This is a genomic window from Acetobacterium sp., assembly GCF_039830195.1.
Lineage (GTDB): Bacteria > Bacillota > Clostridia > Eubacteriales > Eubacteriaceae > Acetobacterium.
Genome location: NZ_JBDODG010000046.1, coordinates 253859 through 277532 on the forward strand (window position 1 = coordinate 253859; position 23674 = coordinate 277532).

The following is a 23674-nucleotide window of genomic DNA, read 5'->3' on the forward strand; positions in this document are numbered from 1 at the left end:
CGCAGTTGAGCACTTATCTCAACCGGCTGGGGTGCGGATGCTTGATAAATGGGGTTAACGGTGGTTTTGAGGCGTTAGTGGCGGCGCAAAATATAAAGAAACGCCCGTGGGAGGGGGCGTTTCATGGGTGTTGATAAGCATACCGTACCGACCAATTGTTAATCTGTTGTATGCGCACAATTCGTACAGTTGCAATTAAGATTCGGCTAACCAAGTGTTTCTTTGCAACTGTTCGCCTTGAGGCACACAACATGATATAACAATTGTCGGTACTGGGTTAGCTTTTTTTATAATGCTGGTATGCCCTTAGAACAGACGTTACGTATTTGTTATAACTGGTCACTACTGTCCAGCCCGGATTGTTTTTTTAGCGTTCAGTCATCATCTCTGCGGCATCTTGGTACCCCTGATGCGCCTGGGGTTGCTGCGATATTTGCTCAACTTCGGCAATGGCCGCGATTGTTTTGGCCTTTGGCCGCTTTGCGGTCTTCCCTGCCGCCTGGCCGGCTGCAGCGGCGCTGATCTTTTCCTGATACAGCCGCATCAGTTCGGCGACACAGGCTGACTCGGTTAGTTTTTTATCAAAACCGTAGGCGTCCATCACGGCCCGGTCATTTAACTGATGGGCTTTGCGGAGTTCCGGCGGCATTACCGTTTCATCATAAAGATCGGCAAAACTGCTGTCGGGGTATAAGGCCCGGGCATCGAGGATGGCCTGGGCAGTTTTTTCAATCAGAGCTTTTTGCTTATCAGTGGGTTCCGGCCAGACAAAGTTATTGTAGACGACATCCTTTGAATAACGATAATCGCTTTTTAACCTGCCAGCGATTGCCCGCATCCAGGCCATGTGAACATTTGATGAAATCACACCAAATTCATACAAGGTCGCATTGGGAATAATCTGTACTGCATCGCTGACGATGATGTTTGGATCTAAAAAACCCATCGGGATATACCTTCGTTTTTCTGAAGAAACTCTGGGGACAATGATGTATGGGACATTGTCCGGCTGCGTAATCTGCGCAAACAAGGTCGGTGTATCCGCAAATTTTCTAATGCCCGCCGCAATACTGTCTGCCCGCATTTTTTGACAATTACGGACTCGCTCCATTACTTTTGGCATTTTTTTCAGTTCACCAGGTTCGGCATTTCTCAGCCACAAACACCATCTCTTTTTATTATGGAGATATTCGACGGCTCCCAATAAGGGGCGGATATATTTAACTGACTGCGGCTCATCCTTGATAAACTTTTCATAGTCCGAATCTTCGATGATTAAAAAGCCGCCATCTGCCGGTTTGTTGCCATAAACCATTTTAGAAACATCGCAAAGTGGTTTGTTTCTACTTTTAACCAAAAGATTGGGGGCATCGATCAAATAAGCGTTAATATTAGTTGCTTTTACACTTATGCCATTATCATAAAGATACTTATCCGGCCGGTCAAAATCGGCGAAACCAATAATGACACAGTGAACGGCTGCTTTAATTTTCGCCTCACTTTCCCATTTAAAAGTGCGGTAGGCAAAATTTATTTTACAATCCAGTTTTGACCATAAAGCAGTCGCAGTTTCACCTTGTGTGATTGAATTGGTTGAGACCAGCGCACATTCAATCTGGGTATCTCGAATATAATCATTAGCCAGTTTATACCAGCATGATACATAATCAAGATTTTTAGTGCCCGGAAATATATTCTGCATATCGTCTTTTTGTTCACTTTCCATAAACGTAAAGCCCACAAACGGCGGATTCCCCATAATATAATCCAGGCTCGTTTTCGGCACCACGGTCTCCCAGTCCAGCCGCAGCGCATTGCCTTCGACAATATTGGCATAGGTTTTCAGCGGCAGAAAATCCAGATGCATATGGATAATGTCCTCGGTTTTCATCATCATCTGAGATTCGGCAATCCACAGCGCCGTTTTGCCAACCGAAACGGCAAAATCATTGATCTCGATGCCATAAAACTGATTGATTGAGACTTTGATCGGGGTATGGGCATCGGTGCCGATGCGGATCTGATCGCCCAGCAGCACCTTCATTACCTCGTTTTCCAGCTTTCGCAGGGCCAGGTAAGATTCGGTCAGGAAATTTCCCGAGCCGCAGGCCGGGTCCAGAAAGGTCAGCTGCGACAGTTTGGTCTGAAAATCTTCCAGTTGGCGGTTGCGGGTTTTTTCGATTTGAACAGCTTTGATGGCCGCAAATTCGTCCTTGAGCTGATCCAGAAAGAGCGGATCGATGACCTTATGAATATTTTCGATGGAGGTGTAGTGCATCCCCCCGGAGCGTCGGGTGTCAGGATTTAAGGTGCTTTCGAAGACGGCCCCAAAAATAGTCGGGCTGATGGCACTCCAGTCAAAATCTTCGCTGGCATTTTGCAGCAAGAGATTGACAATCGCTTCATTGAAATTGGGGATTTCGATGTTGGCTTCCGAAAACAAGCCGCCATTGACATAGGGAAAGGAAGCCAGGGTCGGTTCCAGATAGGGGTCCCGGTCGGCCGGTTGGGTATCCAGCACCTTAAACAAATCAATTAAAGCCCGGCGGACATCCTTGGGATCGTAATCCTTTAGATAGCTGTGAAATTTGCCATGCTTGCCAAAAATATCGGCATCCTCGGCATACAAACAAAACACCAGCCGGACGCACAGCATGTTCAGACTTTTCAGACTGTCGGGATCATCGGGATTAAGGTACTGCTTGAGCAGCTCGTCATAGAGTTGACCGACCAATTCACCGGCCTGGATCGAAATCTCCATTTCTTTTTTGATATGACTGTCGCCGGTATCGACTAAAAATTCCAGCCGATAGGTTTCCCCGGGCAGGTTTTCCAGTAAGATCTCTTCCGGTTCGCCGTTGGGCTTTTCCATATCATAGATCAGAAAGGCTTTAAAATTACAGGTGACAATCCAGCGCGGCCGTTTGGAGTAAGGCAGGTCGGCCGAGTATCGTTTAGCCTGCTGAAAGGGACTGAGCATGGTGCCGTCAGATTGTTTGATGGCCTTGCGAAGATCTTTATTAATGCCTTTTTGCTCAATTAAGACATGGGTTTCGGGGATAATCCCATCGATGAAACTGGTATGGTCCAGCACCACCTGGTCTTCAAAGATGATAAACTGTTCCGGATTTTTTACCCCCAGAACATCTCGGAGCAACGAAATCCAGAACGGCTGGCTCTGGCCTTTTTCGTAGCCCTGATCTTTCCAGATTTCGGCAAATTTTTTCGCCGCTGCGCGCTTCTCGGTATCTGTCATATTTACACCCTTTCAAAAGAAAATTATTCAAGTATTGTTTGCAATATTCATCATTGCTCAGACCGGTTATATTGTCAAATCTGACATATTCATTTTAACTCACCCACTAAGAATGCGCAATAGATCTTTATTAAAGTGAATTAAACCGCTATCGCGACCAGCGTATAGCCATGATCAATAAACACATCTAAAAAAACAGCCGTTAACTGGGACTGAAAAACGCCGATTTAATCGTAATGGTTTTAGCGTCATAATCCAGTAAACCCGCTTTTTTCATTTTGGCCAGTTCCCGGCTGAGGGAAGTTCGCTGCACTCCCAGCCGTTCCGCCAGTTCTTTTTTTGAGCAGCCTAAGGTGATCACCAGTGTTTTCTGCAACTGGTATTGATGACTGAGGTAGTCATAAATCCGCTGGCGAACTGTTTTTAAGGAAATCACCGTCAGCTTATCTGTCAGAATCATTGTCTTTTGAGAAATGGACTGCATCAGTCTCTTAAGAAAATCAGCATTTTTTTGGCAGAGAGCCACCACCAGCTCCCGTTCCAGCTGTAGCAGCGTCACCTGGGTGGCTGCCACCACCGTCATTGGATAGCCGTTTTTGACTGCAAAGAGCAGATTTTCGCCGACGCTTTCCCCGACCCCAAAGACGTTGACGGTGAGCATATTGCCGTTTTCATCAAGATTCAAAACAGCCACCCGGCCCGAAAGAATCACGTCCATCCGATGACAGGGTTCATTTTTCAAATGGATTACCTGATCCTTCTGGAACTGATTAACCGCTGTTTCGGGTGAGCGGATTATTTCTACCAGCTCGGCTTCACAAAAGCCATGAAATAAATTAGCGCTGGTCAATAATTGTAATAGATCATCATTCTTCATTTTTTATCTCCTTGTGTTACCATGGTAACACCTTTTCTTTTATTTATCGATTATACTAGATTATATTCAGGAATAAAAGGAGATTATAATGATAGAAAAAATTTATGCATTTGCCAATGGCAATGAAAAACAGATTGAAAAAATTATTGATGACCAGCCGGTAATGATCAACCACATGATTTTCCCGGAAGGCGAAGGCTTGAAGGAGCATTATTCCAATTCCAATGTCTATATGATCGTGCTTAAAGGGACGGTTACCCTGCAGCTGGATAATCAGGAACCCCACCGCTATGAAGCGGGACAGATCATCAATATTCCCTACCAGATCAAAATGAATGTTAATAACCTTGATCCCGAGATTCTGGAAATTTTTGTGATCAAAGCCCCCGGACCGGCTTTTTATCATCCGGACAAGCAATGACAACAGTGTGGCGCCGGGTCATCCAGCTAACTTTTCTGGGCTTGTTTCTGGCCCTGCTGGCGACTGGTAAGATTCAGCTGTGGATGGGCGTTTTTGTGCTGGGTGTGCTGGCTTCTTTGGTCTGGAGCCGTCTTTACTGTGGCTGGATCTGTCCGATCAATACCGTGATGGAAGGGATCACCTTTGTGAAAAAGAAAAGCCATTTAAAAAGTTTTAATATTCCCCGCTGGCTGTCAAAACCCTGGCTCCGCCTGGTGATCCTGTTTCTGTTTTTCCTGGTCTTTGTCTTTGTGATGCAGACCGGTCAAAAGCTGCCGATTCTACCCTTGCTCTTTGCCGGCGGCGTCATCCTCACCCTTTTCTTTCCGGCCGAGTTGTGGCACCGGTTTTTATGTCCCTACGGGGCGATCTTAAGTCTAAGCGGGATGAAAGCTCGCCACGCTATGGTCATCGACCCTGAAAAATGCAACAATTGCGGGGCCTGTCAAAAAGCCTGTCCGGCGGGCGCCATCGAAAAACAGTCGAAACATCAGATTCATCATCACGACTGCCTGGTTTGCCTGAAGTGTCTGGAAAGCTGCCACCAGAAAGCCATCCGCTATCAGTAACGGCTTTAGCAAAACCACCCCACTCGAATACAGGAGTTATTTGGGTTCGGTTGCATAATAATACCGCCAACCATAAATCCATATGATTGGCGGCATCATTTTTATTTTTTATTCTGTCTACTTGACAGGCAGCGGTTCATTTGACAGGTAGTCCTTCTTTTTTATTTTAACAGCAATTTTTTCAGCAGCAAATCTTCTAGGTTGCGACGACTGTCGAGAACTGAAATAATCACCACCTGTTGCTTGTCAATTTTATAAATGATGCGCCAGGGTGGAAAAACAACTTCACGATAAGTTAACAAATCAAATGCTTTTAACTCTGGCACAAACCTGCCACTTTTGGGCAACTGTTCCAGTCGTGTTACTTGCTCTTCAATTTTTCCCAGAATCTGCATCGCCAGGGTTTTATCCTCAAAGGCAATGTATTCAATAATTTCAGTCAAATCCATTTTGGCCTGGTCCGACCAAAAAATTGTAAATTGTTCCATTTCAGATCGCTTCGATATTCTTGCGCAACTCAGCAAAAACATCTTTGTTCTTGTGCAGCTTTCCTTCACTGATGGAATTTTCCGAAATCTGGATCAATTTCATCAATGACAGGGCATCGATCATATTTTGATAGGATTCAACGTCCAGCAAAACCCCCCGGGCCTCGCCGTTTTGGGTCACAATGATGGGATTTTTATGATCATTGATATAATTCAGCATATCTGCGGCATGGGTTTTAATATAAGAAATGGGTCGTATGTCTTCTTTTAGATTGATACTCATGGGAATACCTCCTTGATTCAGTGCATATATAGTACCATATAAAGACTGAATTGTCAAAATAAGACTTCGTCTTGTTTCTCATTGTGGTATCATTGTTGGTACCTGACACACTTTTATTTTAGCTGCATTATCCTTCGACCAGTTCAGCAAACCGACCACAACGTTTCAGGATCTGCAGGCACAAATAGGTCAGCCAGGGCGATGGCTGTTTTTTCTGGCCGAAATCCCAAAGCTTGCATTTGAGGTAGATGGATTCTGGTGTAAACTGGTTCTGCTCATTGGCCTTTGCTTCCAGCAGTGCCAGCATTTCCGCAAAGCGCTGGTCACTGCGCGCCTGGGGGTATTGGCTCAGACAGTCGCACACGGTAACCAGATCAAACCAGATCGCCGGTGCTTTCAGTTTGCGGAAATCCGTGCCCATATAAAACAGATAGGGATGAGATTCCCGGCTGTTTTCCCATTGCGAAAGGAGCGCTTCAATGGCAATCCCGGCGACGCGGGAACTGACGTATTCGGGAATCATGGCCAAAAGTCTCAGCATCACCAGATTGGCATAGGGACACGGATCGGCTTTCTTTCCCGGGCCCCGCCATTGTCCCAGTTCTTGTGAAACCGCACAGGGAAAGCCGTTCTCCCGTTGAAGTCCAACCAGAAAATCGACCCCCGGTTTGAGCTGTTCTTGATAAGAAACCCCGGCCCGCAGTAACGCCAGATGCATCAGTGGCGCATCACAAAAAAACCAGCCCAGGGTTTCTTCACCGGTTCCGCCGTAGCTTTTGGGCACCTTGACGACGCTGCGATAAACGCCATTCTCATCAGCTGTACCCATAATCTGTCGGATTGCCTGATCAATTTCCGGCACCTCCCGATTTAAGCCAATGTCCAACAAAAACATCAGCAGATGAATGGGCAGATCCGGGTTTTTATGATTACTCACTTCCGTACCGGAGAAATTGGCAACAGCACCCAACTGTTTTTTAATCCGGGCATCATGTAAAACCATTTTTTTTAAATCCACTAAGTCATGATCCGGTAAATTCAAAAGATTTTTACGGGTGGCATACGCCACATAAGGGTCTCCTGCCAATAGCCATTTTATTATCTCCATCATATTCCTCCTAAAGATATTACTACAATTGCTAAGGATCTTTTATCATTATTGTACCAGTAAATAACATGATCATGGCTAATAATATGTTTGTAGCTAACACTTTTTTTTGTTTGAACCGTTTCCATTAAAAATCAACGCCATCCCCTCCCCATAAAAAAAAACGCCATTCACTAAACTGAATGACGTTTCTGGTAAAAGTTTGATTGATAACTACATCTGCTCGTCGCCGACAAGCTCCGGCTTCTTCGCGGTTTTGTCCCCCAGGAAGGTGGCCCCCAGTAGCAACACGGCTCCCAGCATCTGGACCCCATTCATGGCTTCGCCAAAAATCAGGAATGACGCCAGCAGCGCGGTGATCGGGTCGATATAACTGAGGGTGGCAATGCTCTGGCCATTAAGCCCTTTCATGCCGGTAAAAAAGAGAAAAAAGCCCAGCCCGGTATGCACCAGGCCCAGCGCCATTACGGCCATCGCCGCCACCGGGGTGAGGCCGGAAAAAGCGATGCCGCCGCTTAGACTCACATAGCAAAATAACACCACCGTGGCAATGCTAAGCTGCACCAGCGTGGTGGCCATGCCGTTCATGTTTTTAATAAACTTATTGGTCAGCATCAGGCTGGCATAACAGCCCGCCGCGGCAATCCCCCAGGCAATGCCCAGCAGATCATTCCCCGCGGTGCCGCTCTGGCTGCTGCCTTTTAAGATCAGCAACATCCCGACCAGGGCCGCCCCCAGACAAACAACCTTGCGGGGGATGATTTTTTCCTGCAGCACCAATGGTGACAGGGCAATGACAAAGACGGGTGCCATATAATAACTCAGCGTGGCATTGGCAACGGTGGTGTGCTTAAAGGCTTCAAACAAAAAGATCCAATTGCCAGCCAGGACACCGCCTGAAAACACCAATGGAAAGAGGTTTTCGCGGACGCTGGAAAGCGCCATTTTCTCGCGCCGGATGAGGCTGATCAGCAGCAGAAAAAGACTGCCGATCAGGCCTCTGAGCATGGCGATTTCACTGGATTCCAGATTGATAAACCGCACAAAAATGCCGATGGTTCCGAAGATGACCATCGCCAGAATAAACATTAATTTTGATTTCACGACTGTTCTCGCTTTCTATAAATACTTATGCCAAGTTGCATGATGCTAACAGCAATATTATAGCAATCGCAGAATCAGCCATTGGAGAACATGTCTTTTTATGGTCTCAAAGCTATTTCTGCGATGAGACGGTTGGTGGTGATAGCGGTTTACCTGAGATTCTTCCCATGTCGAGCCTCCTTGTTTTCTTAGTTACTGATTATTTAACCCCATCTGGACGGGTCTGTCAATAAAAACTGTTTAGTTAAGGTGCATCCGCCCCTTTCAGGCGTCGGCGCGCCGGTTGTACTCGTCCAAATCAAGCGTGTCCTGATCCAGGGCCTCGTAACTGACCACCTGGTTGCGGCCGTTGCGCTTGGCGACAAAGAGGGCCTGGTCGGCTTTTTTGATCGTTTCGAAACAGTCGCCACCCTCATAAATGGCCAACCCCAGCGAAATGGTGATCTTGCAGACGCCGTTAACCGACTTTTCCACCGAGCTGCGGATCCGCTCCGCCACCAGGGTGGCCTGATCACGCTGACAGTCAAACAGAATCGCGACAAACTCCTCGCCACCCCAGCGAATCACCAGATCCGGCCCCCGCAAACTGTGGCGGATGCAGTCGGCGACAAACTGTAGAATCCGGTCACCCTCATCGTGGCCGTAACTGTCATTAACCTGTTTAAAATGATCGACATCCATAATCACAATAGCGATGTCAGGGCTCATAAAGGACAGATCGTGCCCGGCTCCCATGATCTTATGGAGCTGCCGGCGGTTGAACACCTGGGTCAACGGATCGTGGAACAGCGCAAACTCCAGTTTTTTCTGGATAATATAATGATCATAATAAAAACCGGTGACGATCAGATCGACCAGGCCCAGCAGAATGATCACCTGAATGTTGAAGGACAGGATCACATCGAGATTGGTATAATGGTAGAGCTGATCAGCCAGCAGGATATTGCCAATCAGTCCCAGTTGGGCGACGATGGCGTATAGCGGCGGCGCACTGAAGGAGGCCAGCAACAGGATGAAGCTCATGATCAAAAAGCCTTCATTAACATAGGATTGATCGGCCCCATAGGAACCAGCCCAGATGTTACCCCAGATCATCGCATGAACCATCAGCAGAGAAACGACTGACATGATCCGGTAATTGCTGGTCTGGCGATAGACCAGCACCACCACCGCCAGCGGAATCACCACCATGCTGCGGATCACCAGCAAGCGCCAGGTAAACTGCTCGTAAACCTGCCAGTCCGGCACCAGCAGACTAAAGAACATCAAGGCCGAAGCAAACAAGACGCCCAGATTAAAACGCCGGTAATAATCGTATTTGGCCTGGTAGAAATCCTCCTTGGCCTTGCCCTCAAGTCTTAAAAATGCCTCCATCTGTCAAACCTCCCGGATTTTGTCGTTGTTTAACATTAAACCCCATCCGGGCCGGGTTTGTCAAGAAAAACAGCGGCGGCATGGGGCTGGCTGGGCAACTACGTGATTAAATAATATCGATAGCGGCAAAATACCCTCCGTGGACCGCTTTTTTTACAATGCTGGCGCCAGTACAATCGCCTATCGCCATGAATGTTTCCCATTCCTCCCATTCACGAAGTTTTTCCACAATACCAGAATTGGCCGCACTGCCAACCGCATATAGAACGGTATCAGCTTCAACAAAATGTTCTGCATTATTCTTATCTTTATAAATAACGCCATTTTCCAGAATTCTCTCGGTATTTGCACCAATAATGCTTTGAATCTGATCCTTTTTTTGATCCATATATTCAAACAGGGTCGGTCGATGTAACATGTTCGCATCCTGTGCCAATTCGTTTATGATTTCTAAAATTGTTATGTGCTTCCCAAATTCTGCTAAATGAAGCGCTAATTCACAGCCAATTAATCCGCCACCAATCAGAATGATTTTATCCCCCATCTTTTCTGGCTGATAATAGGCTGCCGTCGCATGGTATGCCTGTTCAATCCCTTCAATATTGGGTACCCGAGGCGTAGCGCCGGCCGCTACAATTATTGACTGAGGTTGCAGTTCTTCAAGTAACGCTCTGCTTGCGGTTGTATTTAATCGTACTTTAATATCACGTTTTAATGTCTGTCTCACAAGATAGTCCGTATACTTTTTCAAGTCTTGCTTATGCGCATCGTAATCGGTAAATCGCAGCGTTCCACCTAATTTTTCTTGATTGTCTACCAGGATCACTTGGTGACCCCGGTCACTTGCTGTAATAGCCGCCTGCATGCCACCCGGGCCACCACCAACGACAAGTACCTTCTTCTTTTCTTCTACCGCTGGGGTATTTAAAAGGTAAGCTTCCTGTCCTGCTGTGGGATTGATATTGCATTGGTAGAATCCATCATAGAGCCCCGCCATACAATCATTACAGCGAATGCAGGGTCGTACCTCATCCTCTTTATTCTGTAATATTTTTCTTGGCAGATCACTATCAGCCAGGGTGCCTCTTCCAATTGCAACAAAATCAAGCGTTCCATCGGCTATCAACCGTTCCATTTCGGCAGGATCATCATTCGCTCCAACCGCACAAATTGCCGTTTTAACGCCAGCATTTTTTAGCAGTTTTGCATAAGGCACATTGATAAAATGTGGCATCAGGGTTGACGTCATACAGTAATGTTCGGAATTATGATAGTCCCCGGAAGAAATCTGAATGATATCCACAATGCCATCAACCATTTTACAAAATGCAATACAGTCCTCAACTGACCAACCATTTGGTTGATGTTCATCGCCACTGATGCGAATTTCGATTACAACATCATCACCAATTTTTTCCCGAACAGCTTTTAAAACCTGCAATGGGAATTTGGCTCTGTTTTCAATGGATCCACCGTATTCATCTGTTCTGGTATTCCATACTGGTGACAAGAACTGCGCCAACAGCCATCCATGACAGCACTGGATCATTACCTCCTGAAAACCGGCCGACTTCGCACAAAAGGCGCTCTCAGCGAAATCATTGGCGATCCGTTTCATATCCTCTTCATCCATGGCTTTTACCGCAGTTCTATTTTCTTTCACAAATGAAACTGGTCCGATGGGTGTGCCCTGTTCCTGGTTGAAAAAGGGTTCGGCAAATAATCCCGCATGGGCTAACTGAATCGAAGGCACTGCGCCATGACGCTTAATTGCATCGGTGAATTTTATCCAATCCTTGTTTGGCAGAATCATTCGTGAAAAATCAGGGCGAATTAAATCAACATTTGGCCGTCTGATTGCATCCACGTTATTCACAGGCGTTTCTCCATAGGTTATCCCGGCGGCACCGCCTCTGGCTTTTTTTTCGTAAAAAAGCACTGTTTTGAAATCAGGGGCACCACTGTATTCATCGGGATATGTCATTCCGGTTGGCGTCGTCACGATTCGATTACGAAACGTAATATTTCTAATTGTGTAGGGGCTGGCTAAATTTTTATATTTTCTCATTTCGACCTTTCTATTTACAGTCTGTCTCTACTGCTTTTGGTAACGCAGCTACATCTGTTGTTTCATTACGCAGGATATTGTTGTATGGGAATCTGACAACCTTTGCTCGGATTTTCATTTGTCTTTTACCAGGTTCTCCCCAAAGCACAAACACTTCAGTGCCTAATTCTGTATACTCCGTATCCAGACAACCAATGGAAATCATCCGATGGAAATATGCTGAATTTTGTCTGCCAAATGTTGTTCCAATTGTTTCCCCGTCATTATTTAATATGCGATCATGGGAAATCGTTCCTGAGAAATCTGGCCAGAAATTGAGATCTGTCGGGTTTTCAATATACTTATACGGCTCCTCATCCCTAAACTGAGAGGCGAACACGTCCGCAATATCCTCGACATTCCATTCTAAGGTAACCATTTGACGTATATTTTCTTCTTTAATTCGCTCAAGCGCTTCTTTTCCGATGAAATCATGATCAAAACGGATCATATTTCCCCATCCTAATTCGTATGGATCATGATAAAAAAGTTGTACATCATCTGAGGCACTGCCATGAGGGTTCATGGGTCCGGCAGCGAAAAGTTGGAATTCCATGCCTGGTGTACTTTTTAGATAGTTCATTAAATCTTCATCTTCACTCTTCGGCTCCAAGAAATGAACACCAAACTGTGGAAATCCATTTTCAGAATGATTCATTGGATAACAATGGGATCCAAGTCTTCTTAAACCCAAAGGTTTGCCTGCATCATAGAGTGCATTGTATACGTCATGTGCATCTTCAATAGCACCATGCACTTCATAGCCAAGCGTCCCAGACATTCCTATTCTAAGGATACGAACGGGCTTTCCGGCAATCTCTGCTTCTATTGAACGAAGGAATTTTAGATCCCGCAAATCTTTACCACTGGCACGTTCTACGATGTCAATCGATACTGGCCCTCCGATCTGAAACAGAAATACTTTTCCTGTGAGAAATTCACCTTCAACATCAAATTTTCCGTACTTCCCACTTTCCAGGGCGTAATTCAGCATTGGTACCATCCAGTACGTCATTACCTCATCTTCTGCTGTTCGTAACAAAACGCCATCTTGGACAATTCGTCCTTTCTCATCACATACAAGACCATGTTTAATCCTGCCAACAGGGAAAACGTTGAAATTCGTCGCACATATACGTGACAGGAATTTAATTACATCCGGTCCTTTTAGTCGATAGGTGTCAGTCGGGTTCAGACCAGCGTGCAGATAAGCCGTTGTTTTCCACGACACGGTTTCATCTCGCCAATTGGTATATTCATATGCTGAAACCCCTACAAAAGCTGGTGCATATAATGATGCATGCTCTGGTTTCGGACAAAATGGTGTAAAATCCAATGTTTCAAACTGTTCTTTCATTTTAACGCCTCCTAAATTTTTCACTCTCACAATAAGATTCATTTCGATGAGTTAGACAGTTTCGCATAAGAAAACCCTCTTCTCAAGTATAATACTACTGAGGAAGAGGGGTAATGTATACGTATATTTGTACAGAGTTTCGATCTTACTTTTGAACTTTTTCATAAATCATCTTGCCATTCGCTTCATCCGAAGCGAGAATTGCAAATTAAAACATAGATTTTCATCATTTAAGTCCAAGTTAAAAAAATCCTCGATCCGCTTTAACCGGTAATAAAGTGTATTTTTATGCATATATAGGCGTTCAGCTGCTTTTTGGATATTTCTCCCTGACTCGAGATACGCTTCAAGACTTTCCTTCAATAGAGTTCCATTCACATTATCGTATTCTTCTATTTTCTTTAAAATTGGTAAACAAAATTTGTTCAAATCATGCTCTTTTGAAGCTAATTCCATAAAATGATACAAAAGTATATCCTCATAAAACGTTAATGGCTTTTCAAGATTTAGTTTTTGATACACACTTTGTATCGCCTGCATCTGTTGAAAGGCATTTTTTACTTCTAATATGTCCGTGAACCTGGTGCTCACACCGATTCGAATTTCATAGTTGCTAAAGATATCTTGAACGATGCTCAAGAAAGACTGGCTAAAATGTTTTTCAGAAATTATCATAATCAAACTTTCATCATAGATGATACAATGACAAGATGGAACTGATGCTAATAACGTCTCTCGAAGAAAGAATAATGATAGCGTATTATTATTATCATAAATTTTAATGCCAAGCAGCCGCATTGATTCAGGAAAATCTAAACGCAGAGCCCGGCAACGTTCCCGGATTTCGCTTATAGAAGCCGTTTCTTCAATAATATCTTTCAAAACTCTAAAATACGGAATCGTTTGCATTGCTGTACGTTCTTGATACAGTAATTCAAATAAAACGGATTTGCAGACAATCACCAATAAATCGGAATCTTCGCTACGAAGTGCTTCCTTTTCAATTATCGTCACAATTGCAACCACACCGTGCTTATCACGTACTCGACATCCTAAAAACCTAAACTGACTATAAGAGAATTTTCCTAAAACAGGGGTATCCTCTTCCATCAATTTCTTCATCACCCCTGAATTTTCTGTAATAATAGCTTTCTCAGCATTTAGGTAACCTTGAGGTAATAACTCTTCCCAAATCTCCTGATGTCCATTTATCTGACTTTTAGCTAAAATTTTCCCACTAACGTCATAAATAAAAATTGGATTACTCATTACTTCTGCAGCTAAATCAGTAAAATGTTGTAGTCCTCTTCTATCAATTAATGCATTTAGAATTTTATCTTTTCGCTCTGAATATGTTTCGTTATTAACGGACATCGAATTTTCTCCTGTCTAAACCTTTATACAATTATACCATTGGTTTATTTAAGATAACAGTAAAAAAGGACAAATGATCCACTTGTACAAAAGTTCAAAATAAAACAAAAGCAATGGAAGATATTACATATCGTACTTTTCAATTTTAAGTTATTATAATTTCATCTTATAAAGAAAGAGGTATTTTTGATGAATTCCCAAAACACTTTAAAATTTGTTCCACATATTCCCAACAATGTACCGGAAGTAAAAGTAATGGTCGCACCTGAAGGATTATGGCATCCCATGACCGATGGCACTTGGCCGTTACATCCTTTTGCCTATGATAAATGGGAGATTGAGGAATTGAGTTGGCATGATACCTGCTATATCCATGCCGGTTTAAATCCATTTCTGCAATTCGCGGTAAAAGGGAAAGAATTTCTGGACCTGATGGAAGCGGTCAGCGTTAATACCTTTCGTAATTTCCCGATAGGAAAAGCCCGTCATACCATTCTGTGCAATGATCAGGGCAAGATTATAATAGATGGGATCATCATCCGCCGTTCAGAAGAAGACTTTATTTGTGCCTGCTTACCGGATCCTGCCATGTTTAACACTCAGCTGGGCAATCAATTCAAGATCACTACCGAGTATATCGGAGATTCCAATTTCTTTTATCAGATGTGTGGACCGAAATCCTTACAAATAGTTGAGGAAGCAGCACGACAGGATCTTCATGATTTAAAATTCATGCATACTGCTGATGCTAAAATTGCTGGTAAAGAGGTATTTATTCTCCGAACAGGGATGGCGGGAACCCTGGGTTATGAAGTTCATGGTAAAACTAAAGATGCCCACGAAGTTTATAATAAGTTACTAGAAGTCGGCGAAAAATATGGGATACAGAGACTTGGTCGTTTAGCTTATGTCAACGCCCACTGTGAAGGGAGTATTCCGCAAATTGCCGAACATTTTGCCACCCCAATGGATCCGGTCGCTTTATCAGGTAGTCTTCCTAGAGATTCTGAACTTCTTTTTCGAAGTCCAGTTGATCTTGGCTGGGAAAAACTCGTAAAATTCAACCATGATTTTCCTGGTAAAGAAGCATTAAAAAAAGAGCTGGAAGGGCCCCATAACACGGCTGTTCATCTTATCTGGAATAAGGAAGATGTGTTAAAAGTAATGGCTGGTTCCATGGATCCGGAGAAGCAATATGATACCATGGATTTGGCTTGCGATTACGACTATGTCCGTAATAATGCTGGCATGCATATTGATGCAGTATATGACGGAGAAAAGATGATTGGAGCTTCGTCTGGTCGCATGCTTTCACCCAAAACAAGAGATATGATATCTATTGGTTCGATCAATTCAGACTATGCGATCGAAGGACAGGTGGTCGAAGTACTCTGGGGTAACCCGGAAAGCAACCAGGTTCGGGTTCGTGTAACCGTCACCTTGTTCCCGTATATCAAAGAAAATAGAAATGAAAATTTTGATACTGAAACCATTCCACGCCCGATTTTTGATTAAAGATCTGGTTATTCAGCCGTGGGGTAAAAATTTAATAAAACCCCACGGAATTTAATAATCGCTGAAAGGTAAATTTCATGAAACTTGAAACTAAAGTTAATCTATATAACAACCTATTTAATTCTATTATTTTCGGTATAACCTTCACAATTATTGGCGGTTTGATTACAACTGGAGCCGTCGACTGGGCAAGCTTCCCCATTTCCGCGCTGGTCGGTGTCATGGCAGGCTTTGTAATCGGCCTTATCATTCCCATCGTCAAAATTGGTGCTATAGTAGCCGGTAAACTCTCAAAACCAGGTACCTTTTTATTTAACCTCATCATGAATACCGTACTTCTTATCCTGATTTTATTGTTTATGTGTCCAGCTCTGACCATTTTTATGGGCAGTGTTCTCATGGGAGAACCGATTTCAGCAGTTCTTCCAAACTCCTATGCACTTTTCTTACCATTCTTTTTTATTGGTCTGATCCTACTTATGGTTTTCAGCGGTTTAATTATGAAACTTTCGATGAAATGTGCCGGTATAACTGCCGAAACTAACCAAGAAACAGCATAACGATCAATTTTTACTCTAAGCTTGAAAACCATGTCTGATAACCGAAAGGGGCTTTTGCACCAGTGCATATTCGCAATTTTGCAAAAGCCCTTTTTTTTGTGGTTAAGAAAGATAGACTTCAAAATCTTGCTGATTGTGATCTTCTTTTTTATATGGATACAGAAAATTCAGCAAATCACGTCAATAAATTTTGATGATTGGGAATAATTTTTGCTGACACTTTCTTTTTTCTGATCAAGCGAATACGCAAAGAAATTTAGGTTTTACAGCAAACGATGCTTGGTTTTTACAATAAAACAGGAGATCAACAGCATATCCAGATCCTCATCATCTATGGTTTCAAAATCGATCTCCAGAATCTTTTCAATTGATTGCAGACGATTAACCAAAGTATTACGGTGAATAAACAGTTTATCGGCGGTCTGCGAAATCCGCTTTCCATTTTGGAGATAAATCCATAAAGTGTGGATGAGTTCCAGAGACCATTGATCATGATTTTTTACGATTTTCTGGACGATCGGATGACACAATGAATAGGCATCCTGGTCTTTGCTTAAAACCTGGATGATGTACTCGGCGTAAACTTCTTTAAACGTATAAATCTGCTGATCCATCGTCTTTTTGCGACCGAGCTGCAAAGCCATTTCGGCCTGATGCATGGCTGCCGCCAAAAATTCATAACTGGGTTGTTTTAAACTGACGCTAGCACAAAGCGCCAGTTTTGTGAGTTTCGGCGAAATCATCTGAGCAATTGTTGCCGGAAACGCCATCCCATATTTACAGAGACAGATCGAAACAATGCGATTGTCCACAAACAAGGTATAGGCATGGGGCAGGGCTTCGCGTAGATGTTTGAGATAAACCAGATGATTGTACTCCGTCAACGTTAAATCACTGTTCAGGTCAAACACTACACAAAAAAAGGCATCATCTTCATCCCACTTCCGTGCGGCAAAAAAATGTTTGACGAGATCAGGATCGACATACTTTTTCTGTATTAACTGTGAAATGAGATAACAAATGTCATTGTTGACATTCTGATCAGGTTTGGGCAGCTGCAGTGAAATCTCCAAAAGCTGTTGAATATGGTATACCAGTGAATGCTGTCCAACCGTAAATTCGCTGACCAGATTTGTCATGGCCAGATTAGCAAAAGGAACCTGATTCTGAACGAGGGTCGCACAAATAATACGTTTTTGATGGTCATCGCTTAAAGGGGGAACCAAAACGGGTTTTCGCTCTTTAATGGTTAAATCAGATAAATTACGGTATTGTTGCGGAATGTTTTCCACCGCACCATAGCCTTTGTACAGTACCGATTCCCAAATCGGATCGTTAAACCGATCCGGAAAATTTCCTGATTTGGCAATCATAATAAAGGATATATCTAATAAAGCTATCGGATTATTTAATACCTGAGCCGAAAGATCCAGCAATTGCTGAATGGGCTGTCGATTCAGAATTGCATCGGTCAATGCTTCATGCCACCGATTGAAATCATCGAAAATGCCCTGCACTTTTTCAAAAACATCCCAGAGCTGCTCATTTTTTGCCATCAAAATAACGTTCCAGGAATGGTTGATTTTCAAATCTGCACCGTTGTCATTTAAAATAATTAAAGACAGCTTCTCAATTTGTAAATAAGCTTCCGACAGCTGATGATCGATCAGATAAAGATATTGATCACCACACTGCCTGGGATCATCCGGTAGCAACCGGACATTTACCAGTTCCATCTCAATGTTGCTGTCGGAAATTATTTTTGATTTTTCGATGGCTAATGCATCCCCAATGATGTGAAGATTCAATTTCATCTGACTTTCACCTCAAACTTTGAATTTGATAAAGTGCACAACGGAAAAAATAATTATCTACATTATTGCACAGTGCTTTGTAAAAAACAATTTGTTATGATAAACCTAATAATCGAAATGCGCATTTTCGAAAATAATTATAAAAAAATCTTGTAATAGCGGAGGTATAAAAATGAAGTTTAATCTTGATAGTGCAATTATGGAAGGTGCTTTCACCTTCTGGAAAGACTTTGGCGGAAACATTCTACCTTATGAATTTACTGGCCCCAGGGACGAATTTATGGCTACCCGCACCACGGCTTCTTTAGGTGTGTTTCTGAACAGCAGCCCCATTTATGATATTTCGGGTAAAGATGCTGAGAAATTTCTCAATAAAGTCTGTGTCAACCGTGATTTCAATCTGATGAAACCAGGCGGCTCACGACATGGTCTGATCTGTAATGATAAGGGACAACTTTTAGCCAGCGGTGTCATTCTTAAAAAAGAAAATGGCGACTATCGTACCTATTGGTTAGCTCCGGCAATCCAATATTTTCTGATGACGAGTGGTCTTGATGTAAAAGGCGAATACTTAAATGATGAATATTTTTACCAACTTGACGGACCAAAATCGCTGGAAATTCTCGAAGAAGCAACTGAATCCGATTTACACGATCTGAAATTTGGACAAAATAAGAAAGTAAAAATTTGTGGTACTGACATGATTGTCTATCGTCTTGGCATGACCGGCGCTTTAGCATACGAAGTACATGGTGCTGCTAAAAATGCCGAAATGGCATACAAAAAGCTTCGCGAAGTGCTGTTTAAGTATGGCGGTAAACTTCAGGGTGCCCGCAACTATGTGCAAATTCAACACACCCCAGCCGGTTATCCCAATCAATTCCAGCATTTTTGGTATCCATTTCAGTCAAGTGGTGTCGGCCTGGCAGAATTTGCCGAAAAAATTGGTGGCTTAAATGCTCCCTTTGCGGGCAGTGCCTCCGACAACAACGAAAACTTCTACTCTACCCCCTATGATTTAGGCTGGGAAAAACTGATCAGTTTTAACAAGGACGATTTTATCGGAAAAGAAGCATTGATGGAAATTGCACAAAAACCATCACGTACCATGGTAACATTAGAATGGAATGCGGATGATGTGGCCGATGTCTTTGCCTCCCAGTTTAGAGGAACTGACGTTGAACCCTATGAACAGATCGAGCATATTTCCGGCCTTTCTGATGCTTCTCAAGGTGCAGCCATTCGCGGCGATTATGTTTTAGTGGACGATCAAAAAATCGGTGTCGCCACCGGAAAAACCTACTCATTCTATGAACAGCGGATGATTTCACTGGCCTCCATCGATCAGAAATATGCCAAAGAAGGAACCGTTGTGGTTGTTCTTTGGGGATCCCCCGGTACGCCGCAAAAAAAGATCCGGGCTAAAGTCGCTCGTTTCCCTTATTTTAATGCCGAATTCCGAAATGAAACATTTGATGTCGAAAAAATTCCCCGAAGAAAATAATAATGCTTAGCCCATAAAACCACCCCTGTTCTTATTATGAGGAACAGGGGTGCTCTTTTTATTCACACCACATCTTTCCTGATCTGGTCATTCAGAAGATTCACAACGTTTGGTAGGATTTCAGGAGATTATTGACACTATTTTAGAATTATTATCAGCTGAAAATCTAAATTATTCAGTATTTGTCTGTTCCAGCCTCATCCAGAATAATCTCTGGTACACTCTGTCGCTGTTCTAAATTGTAGTGCGCTGAAACTTCAATCTTTCCTGATTCTTTGCCAATCTTTTGCAGATCCTTCAGCTTAAATGCCCCAATCATCTGCTTAAGCATTTCTGCTTGCCCGGATAGTTCTTCACTAGCGGCGGCACTTTGTTCGGCAGTAGCAGAATTGGTTTGTACCACCACGGAGACCTGTTCAATTCCCTGAGTGATTTCGGCGATCGCTGATGCCTGTTCATTGGAACCCTCGGCAATTTTACTGACAATTCCGGTGACTTCCTCAATTTTTTCGAGAATCGTCTGTAAGCTAATTGCTGTCTCATCCGCAATGGTGTTACCCATCACTACCTTATTTATTGAACCTTCAATTAGACCGGTGGTTTCCTTAGCGGCTTCGGCACTCCGGGCTGCCAGAGTTCGTACTTCTTCTGCCACCACAGCAAAACCTTTGCCATGCTGTCCAGCTCTGGCAGCTTCGACCGCTGCATTGAGCGCAAGGATATTGGTCTGAAACGCAATGTCATCAATAACTTTAATGATTCTCGAAATATTCTTGGATGAGTTATTTATTTCATCCATGGCTGCCATCATTTTCTTCATCTGACCATTGCCCAACTGGGCATTTTCTTGAACGGACAGGGTAAGTTCACTAGCCTGATTGGCACTGATGGCATTCTTTTTCGTCTTTTCTGCCACTTCTTCAATGGATGCTGTCAATTCCTCAATGGCACTGGCCTGCTCGGTTGCCCCTTGAGACAACCCCTGACCACCACTGGAAATTTGCCGGGCACCATTTTCGACTTGTTCTGCTGCCGCATTAATTTCTGAAAGCGTACTGCTGAGCTGAGTCGTGATATCATTTATGGCTTTTTTTATTTCGAAAAAATCACCATGATAGTAGGCTGTAATTTCCTGATTCAGCTCACCCTTTTGCATGTTTATTAAAACCATCGTGATTTCACCAACAACCTGTTTCAAAAAATACGTAGTCTTATTTAAGGCTGTTTTAATTTCTGCATGATCCCCAGCGTAATCCCCTGTCATCTCTACCTGCAGATTTCCTTTTGACAGTGCTGTCATAACTTCAGACGCTTCATTGATCGGAGCGATAACAGCGTCCAGAGTCTGATTAAAGCCGTTGATGACTTTGGCATAACCACCTTTAAAACGATCCGGATCACCGCGATTGCTTAAATCCCCGGCAACCGCACTTTGTGTCATTTTTCTTGTTTCTTCAACCAGGCGCTGAATCGTCTCGATCATCTCGATCAGACTCGGCGTCAAGGTATCAGCATCACTGAGTTTTCCCATCTCCTTCAATTCGTCAAGATAAGTAAATTCACCCTGTGCGATACTATCAACTATCATAATAATTCGATTAAACTGATCCACCGCCCGATTGATTGATCCAGCAATCGATCCATAAAGTCCACTATAATTTCCTGCAATTTTTCTGGAGAAATCATTTCGATCAATGTGATCAAGCACCTCATTGCCTGCAGTTAGAGCACCCAGTCCATCAATACAAGCATTAATGCTGTCTTTTAGAATATTGAAATCGCCATTGTAATTTTCAGTGATTTTTTCAGGAATTACGCCGGCACCAATCTGATTGATGCATCGACTGGCATTTCGAAGCGGTTGAATAAGACCTTCCATAACCTGATTGATCCCTGAAACAAAATCCTGGTAGGAACCAGCTAAAACCTCCGGATCACCCTTGTAATCAAAATGCCCAAAATAAGCGACTTCATATCCAGCCTTTTCTATTTCCTTGTAAAGTAGATTAAGTTGATCTACCATATCAATAAGTGCATCGGCCATCCGATCCTGTTGAGAACTCGGTTTGATTTCAACAGTCAGATCTCCTTTGGCCAAGGCTTCAGCCGCTTCAACTAACTGTCGTCGACTTTCCTTCATCGTCGTGAAAGATGTCATCATCTGACCGATTTCATCTTTTGGTCTCATTTTTAAATCACTGAATAACTGGTCATCAAATTCAATTTCTCCATCAGCCATATGAGCGAATGCCTCGTTTAACCGGATGACGGGTTTCATCAATATTCTACCCCAAATAATTGCCACCGGAACACTTATTACAACGGTTGCCAACGCAACCAACCCGACTGTCAGTCCCAGGGAATGCAACGCTTGTGCCAATTTTTCTTCTGCGAGTGCCGTCGTTAACACCTTGCTAACCCCTAGATAAGCGGCCATCCCAGTAATCACAATACCAATAACCACGAAGACAATCACCAGCAGTGCTATTTTTCCAGCCATACCAGTTTTATAGTTTTTTTGGTGATTACTACCGTATTTTGACCTTACATCATCCATTTTCATTTCCTTTCATCAACTTGATCTGTTGAACAGACCAGTCTGCCTCATTTTACCAGGTCTAAATTCCTTCCCCCAATATTACGACATTCATCCTATCTCTAATGGTTCGCTGCCAGCTTTTATAGAGTTTTAAACATCAATTTTTAAAAACAAACCTTTTCAAGAATAATAGTAACCAAGAAAAGACCTGGTTGAAAAACCAGATCTTGTTATCTTTAGTCAATTGAGCTAAAACCCATGCCTTTTTTCCGAATTGTTTATAACATACGCCAATCGTTGTTTTAGTTTTCTCATTTTTTCAAAATTTTTAAAATAATTCTTCGCCTCAACGTCTTTATCACAGCCGATTTCTTTGGTACAATATCGGCCGCGATTTGAATCCAGTTTTCTGATGATACTACGCTTTCTCTTTATTTTTTTTCATATACATATAAAGTCCAATATAGCCAGCCAAAAATCCGCTGAACAGTCCACTTATTCCGTTTCCAATCGCATTAGCCAGAACCGTTTCCGGGATTGGCATCAGGAAATAATTGATCAAAAAACTGATCAGACAACCCATCAGTCCTCCGGTAATACCGGTTATTACAGCATCCCTCATCCTAAATTACCACCTTTCATCATTTCTTTGTCGCTTTTTTTAAGCTTATTTCCATTTTTTTAGGCAACCAGTTCTTTTGCTTTAACAGCGGCACTGCCAGCATCCGAGGCATAACCATCGGCGCCAATTTCGTCGGCATAAGCCTGAGTAACCGGGGCACCGCCGACAAGGACTTTCATATCCGGTAAAGCTGCTTTAACGGTTTGAACCGCTTCTTTTAAGGCTGGCATGGTAGTGGTCAACAGACCTGAACAGGCAACCAGGACGACGTTATCATTTTCTTTTACTGCTTCCACAAATCGGACGGCTGGGACATCGACACCCAGATCCACCATGTCGAATCCAGCACTTTCGATCATCATTGTGACCAGATTTTTACCGATATCGTGGAGATCCCCAGCAACCGTTCCGATGATACAGGTTCCTAAAGAGTTGGATACATCACCAGACATCACTGGTTTTAACACTTCCACGCCTTTGGACATCGCTTTGGCAGCAATCAGCATTTCGGGGACAAAGATTTCGCCGGAAGAGAATTTATCGCCAACCACACCCATGGAAGCGATCATCGCATCCAGAATATCCTGGGCTTTTTCGCCGGCATCCAGGGCTTCCTGAACCGCAGCGGCCACCTTCTTTGATTTACCCGTTTCGACCAAAACTTTTACTTCTGCTATTTTTGACATATTTTTCTCCTTTGATTTAAATTTAAACTCTTGTTTTTATTAATCTGCCCGGAACATGTGCATGGTCCAAGCTAAAA

The 23674-nt window shown here is 43.3% G+C and carries 19 protein-coding genes; 5 read left to right on the forward strand and 14 right to left on the reverse strand.

Annotated elements, in window-relative coordinates; genetic code table 11:
- Positions 1-367: 367 nt before the first annotated feature.
- Together ABGU93_RS15755 and ABGU93_RS15760 are read right to left on the reverse strand one after the other, a co-directional pair.
- Entirely contained in the window at positions 368-3256 is a 2889-nt protein-coding gene (locus tag ABGU93_RS15755) for a DNA methyltransferase (protein WP_347414349.1), read from the reverse strand.
- Between the two features lie 202 nt (positions 3257-3458).
- Complete coding sequence (locus ABGU93_RS15760) at positions 3459-4133, reverse strand: Crp/Fnr family transcriptional regulator (protein ID WP_347414350.1); 675 nt, start codon at positions 4131-4133, stop codon at positions 3459-3461.
- A gap of 88 nt (positions 4134-4221) precedes the next feature.
- Here ABGU93_RS15760 and ABGU93_RS15765 point away from each other — a divergent pair, with 88 nt between their 5' ends.
- Positions 4222-4554 (forward strand): cupin domain-containing protein, encoded by a 333-nt coding sequence (locus ABGU93_RS15765; protein ID WP_347414351.1) that lies wholly within the window; start codon positions 4222-4224, stop codon positions 4552-4554.
- A complete protein-coding gene (locus ABGU93_RS15770; protein WP_347414352.1) occupies positions 4551-5162 on the forward strand; it encodes a 4Fe-4S binding protein in 612 nt (203 codons plus the stop codon). Before ABGU93_RS15765 ends, ABGU93_RS15770 begins: the two co-directional genes overlap by 4 nt.
- 161 nt (positions 5163-5323) lie before the next feature.
- Here ABGU93_RS15770 and ABGU93_RS15775 read toward each other — a convergent pair whose 3' ends face one another.
- From ABGU93_RS15775 to ABGU93_RS15810, 8 genes are all read right to left on the reverse strand, one after another.
- Positions 5324-5692: a type II toxin-antitoxin system RelE/ParE family toxin gene (locus tag ABGU93_RS15775; RefSeq protein WP_347414353.1), complete on the reverse strand. Its 369-nt coding sequence runs from the start codon at positions 5690-5692 to the stop codon at positions 5324-5326.
- A complete protein-coding gene (locus ABGU93_RS15780; protein WP_347414354.1) occupies positions 5652-5933 on the reverse strand; it encodes a type II toxin-antitoxin system Phd/YefM family antitoxin in 282 nt (93 codons plus the stop codon). The genes ABGU93_RS15775 and ABGU93_RS15780 overlap by 41 nt, the downstream gene beginning before the upstream one ends.
- 127 nt (positions 5934-6060) lie before the next feature.
- A complete protein-coding gene (locus ABGU93_RS15785) occupies positions 6061-7041 on the reverse strand; it encodes a hypothetical protein (protein ID WP_347414355.1) in 981 nt (326 codons plus the stop codon).
- A 213-nt stretch (positions 7042-7254) separates the two neighbouring features.
- A complete protein-coding gene (locus ABGU93_RS15790; protein WP_347414356.1) occupies positions 7255-8145 on the reverse strand; it encodes an EamA family transporter in 891 nt (296 codons plus the stop codon).
- Positions 8146-8409: 264 nt separating this feature from the next.
- Positions 8410-9519: a diguanylate cyclase gene (locus ABGU93_RS15795; RefSeq protein WP_347414357.1), complete on the reverse strand. Its 1110-nt coding sequence runs from the start codon at positions 9517-9519 to the stop codon at positions 8410-8412.
- Positions 9520-9625: 106 nt separating this feature from the next.
- Positions 9626-11587 (reverse strand): FAD-dependent oxidoreductase, encoded by a 1962-nt coding sequence (locus ABGU93_RS15800; RefSeq protein WP_347414358.1) that lies wholly within the window; start codon positions 11585-11587, stop codon positions 9626-9628.
- Positions 11588-11597: 10 nt separating this feature from the next.
- Positions 11598-12983: an aminomethyl transferase family protein gene (locus tag ABGU93_RS15805; RefSeq protein ID WP_347414359.1), complete on the reverse strand. Its 1386-nt coding sequence runs from the start codon at positions 12981-12983 to the stop codon at positions 11598-11600.
- Positions 12984-13151: 168 nt separating this feature from the next.
- Positions 13152-14357 carry a helix-turn-helix domain-containing protein gene (locus tag ABGU93_RS15810; protein WP_347414360.1) on the reverse strand — a complete coding sequence of 402 codons (1206 nt, stop codon included), beginning with the start codon at positions 14355-14357 and terminating at the stop codon, positions 13152-13154.
- A gap of 189 nt (positions 14358-14546) precedes the next feature.
- Here ABGU93_RS15810 and ABGU93_RS15815 point away from each other — a divergent pair, with 189 nt between their 5' ends.
- Positions 14547-15872, forward strand: a complete 1326-nt coding sequence (locus tag ABGU93_RS15815) for a hypothetical protein (protein WP_322518869.1) — start codon at positions 14547-14549, stop codon at positions 15870-15872.
- A 77-nt stretch (positions 15873-15949) separates the two neighbouring features.
- Positions 15950-16432, forward strand: a complete 483-nt coding sequence (locus ABGU93_RS15820; RefSeq protein ID WP_347414361.1) for a hypothetical protein — start codon at positions 15950-15952, stop codon at positions 16430-16432.
- 263 nt (positions 16433-16695) lie between these two features.
- Here ABGU93_RS15820 and ABGU93_RS15825 read toward each other — a convergent pair whose 3' ends face one another.
- Positions 16696-18246: a helix-turn-helix domain-containing protein gene (locus tag ABGU93_RS15825; RefSeq protein WP_347414362.1), complete on the reverse strand. Its 1551-nt coding sequence runs from the start codon at positions 18244-18246 to the stop codon at positions 16696-16698.
- Between the two features lie 172 nt (positions 18247-18418).
- Between ABGU93_RS15825 and ABGU93_RS15830 the strand changes: the two genes are divergently transcribed.
- Positions 18419-19750: an aminomethyl transferase family protein gene (locus ABGU93_RS15830; RefSeq protein ID WP_347414363.1), complete on the forward strand. Its 1332-nt coding sequence runs from the start codon at positions 18419-18421 to the stop codon at positions 19748-19750.
- Positions 19751-19925: 175 nt separating this feature from the next.
- On the opposite strand, the gene ABGU93_RS15835 is transcribed toward ABGU93_RS15830, so the two are convergent.
- The 3 genes from ABGU93_RS15835 to ABGU93_RS15845 form a co-directional block, all read right to left on the reverse strand.
- Positions 19926-22307 (reverse strand): methyl-accepting chemotaxis protein, encoded by a 2382-nt coding sequence (locus ABGU93_RS15835; RefSeq protein WP_347414364.1) that lies wholly within the window; start codon positions 22305-22307, stop codon positions 19926-19928.
- Between the two features lie 400 nt (positions 22308-22707).
- Positions 22708-22911, reverse strand: coding sequence for a hypothetical protein (locus tag ABGU93_RS15840; RefSeq protein WP_322518874.1), 204 nt, complete (start codon positions 22909-22911; stop codon positions 22708-22710).
- Positions 22912-22970: 59 nt separating this feature from the next.
- Positions 22971-23597: a corrinoid protein gene (locus tag ABGU93_RS15845; protein ID WP_347414365.1), complete on the reverse strand. Its 627-nt coding sequence runs from the start codon at positions 23595-23597 to the stop codon at positions 22971-22973.
- Positions 23598-23674: the final 77 nt, after the last annotated feature.